Genomic DNA, 17,067 nt, shown 5'->3' with positions numbered 1-17,067 from the left:
AATCGATTTCTTTTTTCATAAATGTATTTCTGAGAGAAGTCACGAGGAAGCTTTCCCTGTAGGTAAACTATGCGTGCCCGAACAAGATATTGTAACACTTGACCCTCAGATCAAATGACCAATGAGCAATGACAAATGACAAATGACAAATGACAAATTTTTATGCAATTATATAATAAGTGAAGTTTTGTAAAGAACCTTGACAGCGACTTTTACGCCGATAAACAATTTAACATTACCATCGGGGTGGCATCGTCTCACCCCAATTTGGCAGGGTGGAGAGGAAGTCATTCAACAGGGTTTGCCTCACACTCAACTTGCACCCGCTTGGCAACTCCTTTTGTTAGGTGACGGGTCTCCGACACGACACTTACAATTGCTGACAGGTGAACCCACAGAAGTGGACGTTATTGATATGTCATTGGTTGGCGCGGATTTGGATAATGCACCTGACCTAATCAAAGCTGTTCCAGAACCGCGACTACGACGACAGGTTTGGTTGCGTACCGCCTCCGGTCAGCGATTGGCATATGCTACTTCTTGGTGGGAAGCAACTCAAGTAGATGAGTATTTACAAAACCGTGCATTACCCATTTGGGCTAGTTTGGCACGTCTCCGCACGGAGTTATACCGGGATGTACAGGGAATTTATTACGGGGACTCCACTGCCCTAGAGTCGGGTTTTGATGAGTCAGGACCTTTTTGGGGTCGCCACTACTTGTTTTGGCATCACGGGCAGCCTCTTACCCTCATTTATGAGGTTTTTTCACCTTATTTAACAAAATATTTGGGACCAATGGAATTGCCTTCTCATAATGGGAAAGTTTAGTATAAGAGGGCAGAAGTACGGAGGCAGAGGGGATGAGTTGCAAAAGCTTACCATAAAAGCCTGAACTTACAAAGTGTTATCATTTCGCAAGTAATGTAGGTTTCAATGACACTGCCTGATTGTGTCTTTGTGGATGAAAAAAGATAAGAAACTGTCTTTAATATTGACGCTCTCATCAGCAGGATTGCTGATTGGTGGGGGCGTAGCTGCATATTGGCTGTTGACTCAAGGCAAACCATTCTCTAGAGATTTGCTACCTGGAGCAAATCTTATTCCTCAAGATGCTCTATTTGCAGTTTCTTTTACGACCGACTCCAGTCAATGGCAAAAGTTGCAAGAGTTTGGAACTAAAGAAACGCAAGCAGAATTGGATACCAATATAGTGCAGCTTCAGGAACGCTTTCTGACAAGTAATGGCTACGATTTCCAGAAAGATATCCGTCCTTGGGTAGGTGACCAAATTGCAGTTGCAGTTCTTGCTCCTGAGATGAGCAAAGCCACGTCTAAACCAGTGACAACTAACGCAAGTGTTATTGGCAACGAACAGTCGCTTGTGATGGTTTTGCCTATAAAAAATAAAGAAGCTGCTAAAAGCATACTGTCACAACCAAAAGCGCCCAAAGGCGGTAAATGGATTAACCGTTCCTACGAGAATATTGCCATCAAAGAAACCGAAGGACAAGCTGGGGAAAAATTTTCAGTAGCTGTAGTGGATGAGAATTTTTTAGTTATTACTGATAACCCAAAAGCGACAGAAAAAGCAATTAATGCCTATAAACGTAAGACATCTTTGGCTGATTCTTTAGGTTTTGCAGAACACTATCCCAAAATTGCTACTTACCAGCCTTTTGCTCAGTTTTATGTCAATGTGCCTTTCTCTGCCAAAATAGCCGCATCTGGCGATCGCTCTTTGCCCGCGCCCGTTCTCTCTCAACTTCAAAACAACCAAGGTTTGGCAGGAAGTCTTTCTTTGGAACCGGAAGGAGTCAGGATAAAGGGTGTCTCCTGGTTGAATCCTAACTCCCAGAGAGTTTTGGCAACAGAAAATAATGCAGGCAAAATCCAAAATCGTCTCCCTGCAGAAACTTTATTGATGCTGTCGGGAGGAAATTTAAAGCAATTGTGGACAGATTATGCTTTAACTTCTCAAGGAAATCCGCGCTCGCCAATGACACCAGAACAGTTGCGAGAAGGTGTCAAATCTCTCACCAGTCTCGATCTAGAGCGAGATCTTCTCAGTTGGATGGGAGGAGAATTTTCTGTTGCAATTGTTCCCAATATTACCAAAGAAGGCTCATCAGAAGATTTTAGGGCTGCTTTTGTCTTTATGGTAGAAGCAAGCGATCGCAATCGTGCCGAAATTGCTCTAAAACAGCTAGATGAAGTCATGAAAAATCAATACCAGTTTCAAATTAAGTATACAACAGTAGCAAATAGACCTGTTGTTAACTGGCTGGGACCTTTTGGAACCTTAACGGCTACACACGGTTGGTTGGATGAAAACGTTGCTTTTTTAGCATTGGGTGCTCCTGTCACCGAAAGAATACTGCCCAAACCAAATTACCCCCTCACTAGCACGACAATGTTTCAAACAACTGTACCCAAAGAACCTAACCCTACAAACGGGCAGTTTTTCATAGATGTGGAACGAACGGCTAAAAATTTTCCTTTAACATCCTTTGTGCCTATCAAACAAACTTGGATAGACGCAACACATTCATTGGGTGTGACATCAGCTGTCAGCGATTACCGCAGTATTCGCTATGACATTTTTCTCACACTGAAAAAATTCGAAAAATCAGATCCATTACTAACGCCTACACCTAGCGCAACACCCAGGCAATGAGGGAGAATAACTGTCATTGGTTAGTGGTTAGTAGTTAGTGGTTAGTGAAAAAGATTAGGATCTAAGAAAATAAAATACATATTTAACTTGGAGATAACTTAAGTTATGAATCTGGTTGCACTCCAGAATTGGCTGGATAATGCCTCTTTCGCTGTCTTATTTATAACAATGCTAGTGTATTGGTTTGGGGCTGCGTTTCCAAACATTCCCGCCCTTCCTACTTTGGGAACAACTGGAATGGTTGTTGCTAACTTGTGCATTGCTACCCTTTTAGGAGCAAGATGGCTGGAAGCAGGATATTTTCCCCTAAGTAATTTGTATGAATCGCTATTTTTCCTGGTGTGGGGAATTACCACCGTCCATCTTATTGCAGAAAATACAAGCCGCAGTCATTTGGTTGGAGTTGTTACAGCACCCGTAGCGATGGGCATCACAGCTTTTGCAACTTTGTCACTGCCATCAGAAATGCAATCCTCAGCACCTTTGGTTCCCGCACTTAAGTCCAATTGGCTGATGATGCACGTTAGCGTGATGATGTTGAGTTATTCAGCTTTGATGGTAGGTTCGCTACTGGCGATCGCTTTTCTGTTAGTCACTCGCGGTCAAGATATTCAACTACAGGGTAGTTCTGTAGGATCTGGCGGTTATCGCAGCAATGGTTATCGATTGCACAAAGTTGGTGAAGCAGTCTCTCAAGCACAAGCATTGACTGGTGAGAATAATGGAGCCACCCGTGTTGAGGGCAACAGTAACGGGAAAACTGTGGTCTTAGATTTAGTGACTGTACCTCAGTCATCAACTGTAGCAACAGCCGAACCGCTTTCACCCCAACGCCTTAGCCTTGCTGAAACTCTTGATAACATTAGCTATCGCGTCATTGGATTGGGTTTTCCCTTGCTAACTATTGGTATTATTGCTGGTGGAGTTTGGGCAAATGAAGCGTGGGGTTCTTACTGGAGTTGGGACCCTAAAGAAACTTGGGCACTCATCACTTGGTTAGTGTTTGCTGCTTACCTCCATGCCCGCATCACTCGCGGTTGGCAAGGTCGTCGCCCTGCAATTTTAGCAGCTAGCGGCTTTGTTGTCGTTTGGATTTGTTACTTAGGGGTTAATCTTTTAGGTAAAGGTTTACACTCATACGGTTGGTTCTTTTAGGGATTTGCTAAAAATTATCCCCGATTGTGGGATGGGCATCCTCGCCCGTCCTTTATTACCTCAAGAATCACAGGTGGACAAATCTCTAATATCTTCGATACCTTAGGACAAACTCTTTTCTCGATATTTTCTGGTTCACAAACTCCTCCCATAACTACCAAAGCAACAACTCTGGTGTCACCGAAAAATTGTTGAGATAGTGACATTGGTTAGCAGTACCTACGCTATTGGAGTGTCTAAAGGAATAAATCAGTGTTCAATTCAGATGTAATTATAGATACAAAAGCGATTGAAAGTCGTACTACCTTGGTGGGATCGACGGCATCGAATGTTGCGGCTAAATGTAGCATAGTCTGAAATTACGATTGACTTGAGTTCAAGCATTCTGTGGCTGAGCCTGGAAACGAGGTGGCTGCCCATCAAATTTGTGTGATGGACTACTAAAATAAAATTCAGCCTCATGAAGCTATCAATGGCAAGCTGTAACAATTGTCACAGGATTAAGTGGTGCAAAGCGTGTTAAGTGTCCGATGGGGACAGAACGGGAAAGCTGCACTTGCAATAACTGGTAATGCCAAGAATGAGATTGAAACCAGGATAAAGCAGTGTTGAGATGTTCTAAGGTGGCTAGAGATAGAACTATGATGCCGTCAGAGGTGAGTTTGGTAGCACAAACATTAAGGATTTCAGTTAAATTGCCTCCACTACCACCGATGAAAATACGATCTGGGCTTGGTTCACCACTAGGGGTGTTACACGTTTCTCCTAGAGTTTGCAAAATATCCGGTGCATTGCCATGAATGGAAATGACGTTCTCCACTTGAAAGCGACGGCAATTTTGGGCAATTAAGGCACTACCTGCAGCAGTTTTTTCTATGGCGTAGACTTTGGAAGTAGGAAACAGGCGGGCAATTTCAATGGAAACAGAACCAGTCCCTGCACCAATATCCCAAATGATTTGTCCGGGACGCAAAGCGAGTTCAGCTAACACTAAAGTCCGAACTTCTCGCTTTGTCATCAAACCAGGGCGATCGCTAAAACTAAGAAAGCACTCATCTGGTAAACCAAAATATGGTAACGCTGAAAGCTCTAGCGGTTTTTCTCGATCCTGACGCAGTAGCACTACCACATTCAGAGGGGCAAATGTAGAGCTTGCAACATCTTTACACAATGTTTCTACAGAGAAAGACTCAATGCGCTCCAAATCCCCACCTAAATTCTCACAAACCCACAACTGGTACTGACTGGGTAGATTCAGAGATTCGATCAGTTTCGCGATCGCATTTGGGGTATTTGTTCCATCTGTCAGTACAGCTATTTTCTCCACCCCTTGTTGTAGGGCATGAATTAATTCCTCCACAGAACGCCCGTGTGCGCTGATAACACGCGCATCATGCCAGCTTGCTTTCACGCGATTAAAGGCTAGCTGTACCGAACTGAGATGAGGGTGAAATGTCAGTACATCTTTTGGCAGTTCTGCTAGAAGCAAGCGTCCCAAACCAAAAAAGAGCGGATCTCCAGAAACTATAATAACAACACCATCACAACCCTTATTTATGTAGTCACGTATTATACTAATATTTTCAGTAAAATTTTTGAGAGGCAAACGTTGGCTGTGATGGTTGGGAAAATAACTCAAATGGCGATCGCTACCCACCAGCAATGTCGCACGTTCGATAATTTCCCTAACTTTTTCACTCAATCCAGCGATTCCATCCAGACCAATACCTACTACATTAACTTTAGTCATTTGTCAAGCTTCATTTGTCAAGTCTCATTTGTTGTTTGTCCAGTACCAATGACCAATGACCAATGACCAATGACCAATGACCAATGACTAACCAGCCAATCCAGATGTTAAGCGCTTGATAGCGCGACTGGCAACATCAGCGTAACGCATTTCGCCACACAAGATTTTGCCCATAATTTGGACAGATGAAGGGCGCTTAACTCCCACTTTATAGCCAATACCAGCAAAGTGATAAAATAGTCCAGCTAACTTCTGCGCCCAAGCCATATCACTACCCCATTGTTCGTGGATGGTGTTCGTGTAGTCTTCCAAGGCGTTGATGTCGCCACCAACTGCTTTATCGATCGCTTCTGCTGCTTTTAAACCGCTAAAAATAGAGGGGCGAATGCCTTCTGCTGTGAACGGATCGACAACACAAGCCGCTTCTCCTGCTAAAACTGCATTATCAGTATGCAACTTTTGATTGCCATTCCACAAACACAAAGCATGACCGTACTGTTGGCAGGTTTTAATGTCTACACCAAACTCATGACTATACTCGCTTAAAATGCTTTTGAAATCTTGAGCACCGCCCTTACCAACAAAGGTGCCAATCCCAATAGAATAACCATCTGCTTTAGGGAAGTTCCAGAGGTAACCATTTTTCACCATGCCAAACTCGAAGTGAGCAACGTTACCATTTTTTACATCTGCTTTGGCTTCTGCTTCCAATGCTCCTGCTAGAAGGCGTTTGCGCTCTTTGAATCCAAGCCATTTAGCTATAGGTCCTTTAGCACCATCGGCTGCTATCAAGTAACGACCCGTTACCGAACCACAAGCGGTGTTAACGTGCCAACAATTGCTTTGAAATTCAATACTTATAACTTCAGTATTATCACGTACTTCAGCACCTTGTTTTTGTGCTTGCTGAATCAGAAAATGGTCGAATATATCTCGTCTTACCATCCAAACTGGTTCGGGAGTTCCAATTTCTGCTTCTACTGGATCGTCCATATTCCAGGTACAACGGATTGTATCTGCTTTCATGGAAATTGCGGGGCTAAAGTCAAAGTCAAACCATTGGGCAATTGCAGGTGAAACGCCACCTCCACAGGGTTTGTATCTTGGTAGAGACTCTTTCTCCAAAACCAATACCGAACGCCCGCGCTTGGCTAAATGATAAGCAGCGCATCCACCAGCAGGTCCTGCGCCAACGATAATACAGTCGTACATAGGGGTTAGGGGTTGGGGGTTAGGGACTGGAGATCGGAGGGTAGGAGCTAGTATTCCCGAATGCCTCCAGCAAAGCTGCCCTCTGCCTTTCTGGATAAAGCGATCGCCAAAAGTGTGAGACGACTCATTTTTTCTACATTCAAAAATTATACACATTCTCTTGCTTTTCATACGTAAGTATGACAGACTAGCATCTAACCTTAAAAATACGGTTTATTCATGTATTAACAGTAGCTAAAACTTGAAAAAATATCGGAGTAAGCTGATGGATTCTTTGGTTGTTTAGCTGATGCTGATAGAGAAAAATTGTTGTCGAGTGGGAGGGGAACTTGGGTAAATATAACCCAAACAATTCCAACGAAAAATAGGAACGGAAGTAACAATTTTTTCATCTTTAATTTTCCTCATTCAAGTACATCAATCTGTCTGTACAAAGCCTCATAACCAATTTGATTGTGTTGGGAAAAGCGTTTTACAAAAGGAAGATGCCAGCTAGGTATTTTTAATACAAGCTTTTATCTACCTGTAAAGGTTGCTATTACGACATACTGTAAAACTTTACTATAAATACGGTTATTTAATCAATTTTTAGTAATATATGATTTTCATGAATTTTATAGATGGCTTGTCAAGTCCAATTTTTAACTACTTCCTTCCCGCCAGAAGATTACTTAAGTACGCTCCAGGTAAGAGTAGGTTGGGTTTCACTGTCGTTCAACCCAACAAAGCCGACAAAATGTTGGGTTTCGTTCCTCAACCCAACAAAGCCGAGTATTGCCCTAGTATTCATAAAAATACATAGAAAATATATATTTTTGTTTAAAAAGTTACAGAGCTTTAACTTGCATGGGCATATTAAGAATGCTTATCTTGTGAGAGAAAACAATGGCAGCTATTTTATCAGGTTATCAACTCGAAGGAACTCTTCACTTTGGGAATAAAACCGTTATTTATCGAGGAAGACGAGAAACCGATAACACCTCAGTCATTGTCAAAACTCTTCTTGATGAACATCCCTCTTTGGAAGATATTGCGCGACTGCGCCACGAATATCAAATCATTGAGCCTTTGCAAATTCCTGGGATTGTTAAACCCTACGAGTTAAGGAATTACCAGCATAGTCTGGCTTTGGTTTTGGAAGACATTCCGGGTTGCTTGCTTAAAGAAGTTATTGCGAATCAAACAACCAGCTTGGTGGCGTTCCTCAAGGTGGGAATTAATCTAGCACACACCCTAGGAGAGTTACACGCCCAACAGATTATTCACAAAGATATTAAGCCTGATAATATTCTGATTGACCTCGAATCTGAGAAAGTTAAACTGATTGACTTCAGTATTTCCTCGCGCCTTGATAAAGAAAATCCTACCTTGAACAATCCGAATTTACTAGAAGGTACGCTTGCCTATATGTCGCCGGAACAAACGGGCAGAATGAATCGATGTGATTCCAGAGGTTGAATTAATTATTGGCAAGCAACCACCTGTGACACTACTGGGTGCAACAGAATCTCAAAATCGCTTCAATCGCATCTTTGGGCAATTCATTAGCGTATTTACAAATCAAGACCATCCTCTGGTTGTTTTCTTGGATGACTTACAGTGGGCAGATTCAGCATCTTTAAATTTAATTGAGCTATTGATGACGGATAGCGATCGCAAATATTTATTGTTACTTGCTGCGTATCGAGATAACGAGGTGTCCCCCACCCATCCACTGATGATGAGTTTGAACAAGGTTCAATCTTCTGGTGCGGTGGTGAATAATATTGTTCTGTCACCGCTACAGTTAGCAGATGTGGAAGATTTAGTAGGTGATACGTTACATGACACAGAACACACTCAGCCACTAGCAGAATTGTTGTTCCACAAAACTGGAGGGAACCCGTTCTTTTTAACGCATTAACGCAACTGCTGAAAACCCTGCATCATGAAGATTTGTTAACCTATGACTTCGAGTCAGGAATGTGGTAATGGAATATCCAACATATTCAAGCGATCGGTTTGACTGACCTAAATGTGGTTGAATTGATAGCGAGAAATATTGGCAAACTACCATTAGAAACACAAAAAGTCTTAAAACTGGCTGCTTGTATCGGCAGCACATTTAATTTAGATGTATTGGCAATTGTTAATGAAGCATCTTCTTTAACGACTGCGACGCAATTGTGGTCTGCTCTGCAAGCCGGGTTAATTTTGCGGACGGGTATGGGCTTGTCGATTAGCTACCAAATTGTCACTGAAAAACACGGTGGCTCACTCTCGTGCAAGTCAGAACTAGATCGGGGTGCAGAGTTTATTATCCGCATTCCAATTCGGCTTGAAGCTGACAACAAGGTTGCTACTGCTGTCTAATTAATGTTGTTGCTTTACAGAAGGCTAGTAAACTAGTCGAAACTCAAGGTTTTGGCTCAATTCTTTCATCATGATTCATCTGCTGTCGAAACTTGGATGTTGCCAAATAAATATACTTTCTGGCTCTGTTCTGGTTCCCTAAGGGGCGATGAGCAGGTATACTATGCCAGGGATTGAAAGATAAGTTCCGGGCAAATTTGAGTTGCTCTGGAGAATCAAATTTTTGAGCGGGGATGTGGATTGTGGCTACTTTGATCGATGGAGAGAGTTTTTCAGACCAGATAACGGAAGCATTCTCGATAGGCATTTTATAAGCGTCTGTTTGGAATTGCACCATAAAATCAAAGCAAACTTCTTGCTTATCCAGTACCTTCACCATTGCTTCTCTTAGGTAATCGTAGGATGGATTTTTAGGTATTTCCGTTTTCTCAGCCGTACATGGTTTTATTGAATACTTAATGGCTTTTCCTTCACCGTAGAGATATGGTACACAACTAAAATATGTAACTTCTAATGGGCTGGTATGTGCTTTTGCATACAACGCCTGCATAATAGCATCAAGCAGGTGTGAATCAAAAGGATTCAAGAAATACCATGCGGGAGTATCATTATAAACTTGTTGTTGAAGTTTGAGATTCTCGACAATGTTTGGGGTGGTAAAGGTAGGAGCACTTATACCTGTAAAATCTTGGGTCATTTTCTCATCATCAATTAATTTTTCCCCTTCTACACCCATTAACTTCACACCAATACTCAGGATACCATTGTCATCAAGATCGTGCGTTACAAATGGCCCAGGTCCTGCAAACCTAATCCAAGCTGGATAGGTTCTGGATTCTTTAAAGATACCTTGTCTTAACTCATAAGGTAAATCGGGTAAAATTTCAAAACTACCTTTAACAATGCCGTATGTTTTTGTATTACCTGCTCTTTCTGCTGTTTTTCCAGTATAATACTTGACCAAAAAATCGGTCATTTGTTTAGCAATTTGCTGTTGGATTTCTTCTTCATTGGGAAGAAGTTTTTCTTCAGCAATATTAAGATGTTCATCTTTTCTTGCCAAATTTATCAAAAACTGTGTTATGGTTTCGATTGGCTTTTGAAAGAACCTATCAAACCAGTCTCTCAACTTAGGATTAAGTCGTCGTGTCAATTTGATTAAAGCTTCAACTAAAGTATTAATAATTTTGGGGATATTCATATTACGTAGTTCATGACGATTATTTCATAGATGCCAGATACCGAAATGCGCTGATGCTTGGTAAGAAAAAGTAAGCCCCTCCCCGAACAACGACAAATCTGGGAAGACCTATTATGCGCTTTCTAACTGGCATAGACTGTTCTGTGAAGGTGACTGTTGCTTCGATTCCTTCCAGGTTGCGATCGCCAATCAAAGCATCGGTATCACTGTACAATCCACTGAATTTCGGATTGTTGATCCAGGTCTGCTGAACGAACTCAAACTGGCGACCAATGTTAGCGTTTATACAGATAAAATGCATACCTCGTTCTCCAGAGACTTCGGCGTTTAAAATATCTTGCGGATTCATAGATGCAGCAATTGGGGTTCCATAGCTACGACCTCGGCGTAGAATGCGGTGTCTCTTATTGATAGCAATTGACCTTTGTGTGCCAGGAGCAGGGTCTAGCGAATCACGGGGATTGGAGCGACGAATATGTGCGCTTAAAGGACACTTAAAGCCGTGAGGATCTGTGTGGTGGTAATTAAATTCGTTATCATTTGCTAGCGCTGGTTCATCCCGATCTGGTGTTTTCACCAAAGGTGCGCCGTCAGGCCAACGTCCGACCATTTTCGACGCCAGCTTGAGCCGAGCATCAGGGTTACTTTTACCATGATTTTCTTTGGTTGCGTCATCCAGAAATCGCCAGAATTCCTGAACCTTCTGACTCAGTTGTCGAAAGACAAGGTAACTACCATTTTGACCCAGATCGCGGTCTCCAGAACCCTCGATATCGTTAGGTAGTATATTCTGCGGATCTTGTTGGACTTTCACCATTGGTCTTTCCGTATACAGCCCATATTCATTGGGATAGCCGAGAATAAATTCTCCTGCTTTGATTGTGTTCTCTGGCGAGCCAACTCTGCTGAGTCCTTCAATGATTGGTTGCGAGATACCATCTCGGAAGCCAAAATGTTCCCGACGTACATCCTCTTCATCTTTAGGGGAAAAAGTTTCTAGCTTATTGATTTGCACAGCAGCGCCTGCAAAGTTTTTGGCATGAAATTCGTACAACTTTAAAAGAGCGGCTTCATCACTTGCGTACAGCATCAAGAGAATGTGTACTGTTGCTGTATTTGGACCGCCCCACTCCCACAATTGGGGCGCACTTTCTTCGCGATCGCCAAGAAAACGACTGCGATGGGAAGTGACCATACCTTCTTGAAACTCATTAGAGAATGTACTGAGTGTGTGTTTATCGACACCCAACGCTTTTAATCCTTCATAGGTGAAGGCAATATTCAAGCAAGTCTTTGATGGTCGTTCCTTACCATTTTGAATACTGTTGCTCAATGTTAACAACCATTGTTTTGTAGCTTTAGCATCTTGAATCTCAAGCAAGACAAAACAAGCTGCTCCTAAATTTGAGTAGCCCCGTACAATAATTCCTTGAATATCCTCAAGCTTAAGGGGGTGCATAGTTTGAATAGTCCTTAGAAATAAGTTGACTCAGCTAAGATTTGGCTTACAATCGATGCAGCCACTCCGACCTTTGTTGTTGGTTCAGATTCTTAAAAAGCCCCGCACGAATCTGCGCGTTATTACTCAGGTTAACGGCTGTGAGTTGGGAGTAGGCGGGATACCAAACCTGTGTCACAATTTGGTGCTGGCGTATAAATGCTTTAAACGCTTGTTCGTCCTTCGCGCCATCTAAAATGAGCCAACGCGTTTTGGGATACCCGACTCCATTGCTAAATACGGCATTTAAACCCCAAGCAACTTTGTTAATAAAGTCATCCATATAGCTTTCCAAGCTACCATCATAATTGCTCATAAATAACACGCGCCGCCCCTCATCAATGACGATCCATCGGGCAAAGTGGATGGTGTCTACGCCATCTAAATTCAGTGCATCAACACCAGCAAGATTGCCATTGTTGAAGATGTGACGGGAAGCAAAATTGACAAGCCATAGAAGTACCCTGACTGTGATTTGTCGGAACAGACCGGGTTTGATATAACCAACAGCACTGAATTGGTTTTGCACAACATGGTCTTCACGAATAGCGAGTTCGTTTCTTGGCTGACCTGTGTTGAGCCTTAGATTATCCTGCTGTGCATCTTGTTCTTCCTTGTAGCGCAGAATTGCAAAGAATATGGGAGAGAACGGTAGGAACAAAAGAGATAGGGTGAGGATTAGCACAAGACCGAAGATAAAATGGAGCTTTTCTTTTACCTGCCATAATAAATTGGGTCGTGCTGCTAGGAACTGCGCCCAACTGAGTGAGGTTTCTCCTTTGACAAATTCCTGGATGGCTCTACGGGCTTCGCTAGCATCCCAGTCCAAGAAGCTTTTTGCTTGTTGTCGATCTAGAAAATCTTCGATTTTGTCCCGCAGTTCAGCTTCTTGGTTAATTTGTTGTAAAGTTCGACCAATGGTATTGACATAGAATGCTTGGACTTTTACTTGATGCACCTGGAGAAAATTGAGACGGCTTTGGCGAGTGCGATCGCCCACAGACGGATATCCTTCACAGCAATCGTAAATTCGATCCAGCCCATCAAGAGCGACATCAACAAGTTGGTTGAAATGCTTGTCCAATGGCGCATCAATGCAGCTAGAAAATACCAGACTTGGTTGGATCGTATTGCCATCAAGGTCTTTTGACTCTTCCAAAATGACGAATCGTGCAAAGTGAACCGTGTCAAACTGTCGGAAGGGAATTATTTTATTTCCTAGAATATCTTTGTTAATTGACCCCAACAATTGCTTGAGGTCTTCCATCTTTTCCTGCTTAATTTTGGCAATTACTGTCAGCGCAACTTGATGTGTCATATGTTCGCTCAGCTTGGTTTTAACTTTCGTCATTTGTCATTTGTCATTTGTCATTTGTCATTTGTCATTTGTTATTTGTCATTTGTCATTTGTCATTTGTCAGTCTTCCATTAGCCATTAGCCATTAGCCATTAGCCATTAGCCATTAGAGTCATGTTTCATTACCTCAAGTTTTATTGAGTTTGATTTACATCCCACACAATTTTATATTTTTGCTTGAGCAAGCCTTACCTAGCTTACTCTCACCCAACTATCTTTCACATTCTTTTTTCCAATTTGTATAATTAAACGTTGTCAGCAGACAACAAATAACTAACTCATTGTTTGCTATCTAATGCAAGTATATTATCAAAAAAATGGGTATTTGGGTATGAAAAACTGTTAACTAAAATCTAGGCGGATGATAAAAAATCTCTATAAAGTTGTAGTTGTCTATCTTTTATTATAGAAAAGACCTTTAGACTCTGAAAGTACCCCACGGGGTAATTTTATTAGGTATTTATGTACCGCTAGAGCGCCGATATATGCCCGTACTGAAGAAGAAATCATACTTTGTAAAGTGATGAAATGCAAATGCTACTGGTTGATTTTAGTTTTACTCAGTTTCATTATCTTTTCCTGTAGCGATCGCAAGCCATTTGAAAGCTCTAAAGTTCCCAGTAAGGAACTCCGCGAAACCGTTCTATCAAGAAATCAACAAATACTCGTATCTTAGAAGGTACATATCTTCCTGGGGCAAATACAGCAAAGATATCAGTTTGTGGTGTAGTCCATTCATCAAGAACAGTTAAAAGCCGTCCGCATCTCAAATCTTTACCAACAATGAATGTAGCTAATAATGCTATGCCGCAGCCACTCAAAGCAGCTTGATATAACGCCTCTGCATTATCAGACACGATCCTGCCTTGAACAGGTACATTCACTTGTTTTTCTCCACAAGAGAAATGCCATGTGTTGCCCGTAGCAAGCAACGAAAAAATTAAACAGTTATGCTTTTCCAAGTCTTCCGGCTTCTCTGGACGCCCATAACGGTTCAGGTAATCAAGAGAAGCGCATAGAACTCGGCGGTTGGGAGCTAGCTTGCGTGCAATCAATTGTGAATCTCTGAGTTTTCCGATACGGACAGCGACATCAATGTTTTCCTCAAGCACATCCACAAATCGGTCAGTAAAGAAAAGTTCGAGGTTGATTCGTGGGTAAAGAGCAAGAAACTCTGGTAATGCTGGGGTAATGTGTCTTTGTCCAAAGGCAACAGGCAATGTCAGATGGAGGACACCGCGTGGATCGCCTGACAGACTGGATATTGCGGCATCAGCCTCATCTAATCTTGCCAGAATGTCTAAACAGCGTACTAAATAAATTGCACCTGCTTCTGTAAGTACAACGTGACGGGTATTACGATTAAACAGCCGGACTCCTAATGTTTTTTCTAAACGTCGAATACGTCGGCTTAGGGTAGATGAATCGATACGCAGTGTTTCAGCAGCTTCGACAAAGCTGAGTCTTTGGGCAACGGCTACAAAACTACGAATAGATTCAAAACGGTCTTCAATCATAGCGTCGTTCTATTTCCTAAATACAAGATATATGCTTACCCACTATTAATGCATCTCGTGCAATATTGAAATGCACAAAACCATGATTATCAATTTAAATGCATTAGTTAAGATATTTAAAGACCAGAAAAGAGTATACGTTCTAAACAAACACTGAGTTAGAAACGCGATGACATTTATTCATACAGCTGCACTTGTGGTCTTTACCTTGAGCTCAGTTCAGCTTGTTACAGCCGGAGCACGTGTACTAGCCCCTATCAATCTACCTTCTAATTTCCAATATCCGAACGGAATTACACGTGCTAGCAATGGTACGCTTTATGTTGGTTCGGTAACAAGCGGACGAATACTACGTATTAATCCAAAAGGCAAGATTGAAACCTTCTTTCCTGGAAGCGATGAGGTATTTGCCGCTACTTCTCTGCGGCTTGACGAGCAACGAGGAATTCTCTGGGGAACTTCCCCCGACTTTCTGGGAGTTCGCGATCCAAATGGTAAAACAAGCCGCCGCCCGCATCGGATTTTTGCAATCGATACCCGTACTGGCAAGGTTTTGCGCGTCATTTTGATGCCTGATGGTGGCTTCGGAAACGACATAGCGCTTGATGCGAATGGCGGCGTGTATCTTACGGACAGCGTGCGTCCCCGCATCTACTATCTCGCCCCTGGAGCAGATCGGTTGCGCGTTTGGGCAGAGGATGCACGGTTTACATCTCAGGAGATAGGACTTTCTGGTATTGCCCGCAGATCTGATGGAGTTACTATTGTCGGGCTGTTCTCTACCGGACAGCTGTTTAAAGTGATACAAGAGTCTCAAGGAGAGGTAAAAGTTGAGGCTATACCCCTTGAGCGCAAGCTGGAAAATCCCGATGGGATGCAGTTTGCACCTGATGGCTCTCTACTTGTAACTGAAGGTGCAGTTGCAAGCGGCAATGGTCGCCTTTTACGCATAGATGCACTTTCGACCGGGGCTGGACCAAAGTTGGTAGAAACTATAGCATCAGGCATGGAGTCACCAGTCAACTTGACTGTGGCGGATGGTGAGGTTTGGGTGACTGAGGCACGTATCCGCCATCGCATCTTGCCGGGACAGGAAAAAAAGGTTCCTAATAACTTTTTTATTCGTCGTTTCAAACTGCCAACAAACACAGCCACTGGCTCAACTGTTTGAGTTTTGGTATGGCTCAAAAGAGGTTTTGAGCAAAGTTATTGAAACGACTTCGTAATGAACTTGAAACATTGAGGGGACAAACATGAAAGCAATCGCACTTTGTGATGGATTTGGTATTGAAAATCTCCAAATTGTCGAGCGAGCGCAGCCCAATCCAACTAGAGGGGAAGTGCTGGTCAAAATGAAGGCGGTTTCTCTCAATTATGTAGACTTACTTGTAGTTAAAGGGTTGCTCAATCCAAATCTCCCTTTACCTTACATCCCTATATGTGATGGAGCAGGGGTTGTTGAGCAGGTTGGTGAGGGTGTCACCGCATTTAAAAGAGGTGACTTTGTTGTAACAACTTTTATCCCTGAATGGTTGAATGGCAGACCGACTTATGTAACAACAGACTATTCAGCCCGACAAGGTTTGGGTAACATTCCGGGACAAATTTCGGAGTATAAATGCTTTCACCTCAATCAACTCATTCACGCTCCAACAAATCTTTCAGCCATTGAAGGGTCAACTTTACCAATTGCTGGACTAACTGCTTGGAATGCACTGCAATATAGCAATTTGCAAGCAGGTGAAACAGTATTACTGCACGGAACTGGTGGTGTATCCATCTTTGCACTCCAATTTGCTCTAGCACGAGGCGCACGGGTGATTATCACCTCGAGCAGCGATGAAAAACTCAACCGGGCGCAACAGTTGGGTGCTGACTTGTTGATTAACTATAAAACAACGCCTGATTGGGAAGCGAGCGTACATCAGTTTACCGAAGGTAACGGAGCTGATGTGGTTGTTGAGACGGTAGGCGGTCAGAACTTGCAGCGATCGCTCAATGCACTGCGTATAGGGGGATACATTGCGATTGTAGGTTTGTTGGATGGGTTTGATAGCAATATCAATACTTTAACGTTAATGCATCAACAAGCAACAATTAAAGGTATGGAAGTAGGGGGAAAACAGGATTTTGAAGCAATGAACCAATTCATTGAAGCCAATAAAATTTCTCCCGTCATTGATAAGATTTTCCCCTTTCAGCAAACTCAAAAAGCATTTGAATATCTGGAGGCTGGCTTGCACTTTGGGAAAATTGTCATTACTCTCTAAAATAGGTTGTTAAGAAAATTTCTGTACAACAAACGGCTGATGAGGCGATAAGCCGGGTACGGCTTGCGTCTTGGCGGTGG

The 17,067-nt window shown here is 42.6% G+C and carries 15 protein-coding genes; 8 read left to right on the top strand and 7 right to left on the bottom strand.

The window, feature by feature from the left end; all coding sequences use genetic code 11:
- The first annotated feature begins 199 nt into the window (after nucleotides 1–199).
- The 3 genes from F7734_RS20305 to ccsB all read left to right on the top strand — a co-directional run bounded on the left by F7734_RS20305 (nucleotide 200) and on the right by ccsB (nucleotide 3,830).
- The gene (locus F7734_RS20305; protein ID WP_155746376.1) at nucleotides 200–829 is read left to right on the top strand and encodes a chorismate lyase; all 630 of its coding nucleotides are present in this window, start codon (nucleotides 200–202) and stop codon (nucleotides 827–829) included.
- A gap of 133 nt (nucleotides 830–962) precedes the next feature.
- Nucleotides 963–2,675, top strand: a complete 1,713-nt coding sequence (locus tag F7734_RS20300) for a DUF3352 domain-containing protein (RefSeq protein WP_155746375.1) — start codon at nucleotides 963–965, stop codon at nucleotides 2,673–2,675.
- A 105-nt stretch (nucleotides 2,676–2,780) separates the two neighbouring features.
- Nucleotides 2,781–3,830 (top strand): c-type cytochrome biogenesis protein CcsB, encoded by a 1,050-nt coding sequence (gene ccsB / locus F7734_RS20295; RefSeq protein ID WP_155746374.1) that lies wholly within the window; start codon nucleotides 2,781–2,783, stop codon nucleotides 3,828–3,830.
- Between the two features lie 14 nt (nucleotides 3,831–3,844).
- On the opposite strand, the gene F7734_RS20290 is transcribed toward ccsB, so the two are convergent.
- The 3 genes from F7734_RS20290 to F7734_RS20280 form a co-directional block, all read right to left on the bottom strand.
- A complete protein-coding gene (locus F7734_RS20290; protein ID WP_155746373.1) occupies nucleotides 3,845–4,036 on the bottom strand; it encodes a hypothetical protein in 192 nt (63 codons plus the stop codon).
- 263 nt (nucleotides 4,037–4,299) lie between these two features.
- Nucleotides 4,300–5,580 carry a precorrin-6y C5,15-methyltransferase (decarboxylating) subunit CbiE gene (gene cbiE / locus F7734_RS20285; RefSeq protein WP_155746372.1) on the bottom strand — a complete coding sequence of 427 codons (1,281 nt, stop codon included), beginning with the start codon at nucleotides 5,578–5,580 and terminating at the stop codon, nucleotides 4,300–4,302.
- Between the two features lie 87 nt (nucleotides 5,581–5,667).
- Nucleotides 5,668–6,792 (bottom strand): geranylgeranyl reductase family protein, encoded by a 1,125-nt coding sequence (locus tag F7734_RS20280; RefSeq protein ID WP_155746371.1) that lies wholly within the window; start codon nucleotides 6,790–6,792, stop codon nucleotides 5,668–5,670.
- A gap of 885 nt (nucleotides 6,793–7,677) precedes the next feature.
- Between F7734_RS20280 and F7734_RS63645 the strand changes: the two genes are divergently transcribed.
- From F7734_RS63645 to F7734_RS63635, 3 genes are all read left to right on the top strand, one after another.
- The gene (locus F7734_RS63645; protein ID WP_166482018.1) at nucleotides 7,678–8,250 is read left to right on the top strand and encodes a protein kinase; all 573 of its coding nucleotides are present in this window, start codon (nucleotides 7,678–7,680) and stop codon (nucleotides 8,248–8,250) included.
- Nucleotides 8,234–8,695: an AAA family ATPase gene (locus tag F7734_RS63640; protein WP_166482017.1), complete on the top strand. Its 462-nt coding sequence runs from the start codon at nucleotides 8,234–8,236 to the stop codon at nucleotides 8,693–8,695. Before F7734_RS63645 ends, F7734_RS63640 begins: the two co-directional genes overlap by 17 nt.
- A gap of 98 nt (nucleotides 8,696–8,793) precedes the next feature.
- Nucleotides 8,794–9,144 carry an ATP-binding protein gene (locus tag F7734_RS63635; protein ID WP_243146982.1) on the top strand — a complete coding sequence of 117 codons (351 nt, stop codon included), beginning with the start codon at nucleotides 8,794–8,796 and terminating at the stop codon, nucleotides 9,142–9,144.
- Nucleotides 9,145–9,187: 43 nt separating this feature from the next.
- Here F7734_RS63635 and F7734_RS20265 read toward each other — a convergent pair whose 3' ends face one another.
- The 4 genes from F7734_RS20265 to F7734_RS20250 form a co-directional block, all read right to left on the bottom strand.
- A complete protein-coding gene (locus F7734_RS20265) occupies nucleotides 9,188–10,345 on the bottom strand; it encodes a catalase family protein (RefSeq protein ID WP_155746370.1) in 1,158 nt (385 codons plus the stop codon).
- 19 nt (nucleotides 10,346–10,364) lie between these two features.
- The gene (locus tag F7734_RS20260; RefSeq protein ID WP_155746369.1) at nucleotides 10,365–11,804 is read right to left on the bottom strand and encodes a Dyp-type peroxidase; all 1,440 of its coding nucleotides are present in this window, start codon (nucleotides 11,802–11,804) and stop codon (nucleotides 10,365–10,367) included.
- Nucleotides 11,805–11,850: 46 nt separating this feature from the next.
- Complete coding sequence (locus F7734_RS20255; RefSeq protein ID WP_155746368.1) at nucleotides 11,851–13,194, bottom strand: hypothetical protein; 1,344 nt, start codon at nucleotides 13,192–13,194, stop codon at nucleotides 11,851–11,853.
- 614 nt (nucleotides 13,195–13,808) lie between these two features.
- The gene (locus tag F7734_RS20250) at nucleotides 13,809–14,717 is read right to left on the bottom strand and encodes a LysR family transcriptional regulator (RefSeq protein WP_155746367.1); all 909 of its coding nucleotides are present in this window, start codon (nucleotides 14,715–14,717) and stop codon (nucleotides 13,809–13,811) included.
- A 169-nt stretch (nucleotides 14,718–14,886) separates the two neighbouring features.
- On the opposite strand from F7734_RS20250, the gene F7734_RS20245 reads away from it, so the two are divergent.
- Together F7734_RS20245 and F7734_RS20240 are read left to right on the top strand one after the other, a co-directional pair.
- Nucleotides 14,887–15,888 carry a gluconolaconase gene (locus F7734_RS20245; RefSeq protein WP_155746366.1) on the top strand — a complete coding sequence of 334 codons (1,002 nt, stop codon included), beginning with the start codon at nucleotides 14,887–14,889 and terminating at the stop codon, nucleotides 15,886–15,888.
- Between the two features lie 82 nt (nucleotides 15,889–15,970).
- Complete coding sequence (locus F7734_RS20240; protein WP_155746365.1) at nucleotides 15,971–16,987, top strand: NAD(P)-dependent alcohol dehydrogenase; 1,017 nt, start codon at nucleotides 15,971–15,973, stop codon at nucleotides 16,985–16,987.
- Nucleotides 16,988–17,067 lie beyond the last annotated feature (80 nt).

It is taken from the genome of Scytonema sp. UIC 10036 (genome assembly GCF_009725235.1).
This window is presented reverse-complemented; position numbering and strand designations above follow the sequence as displayed.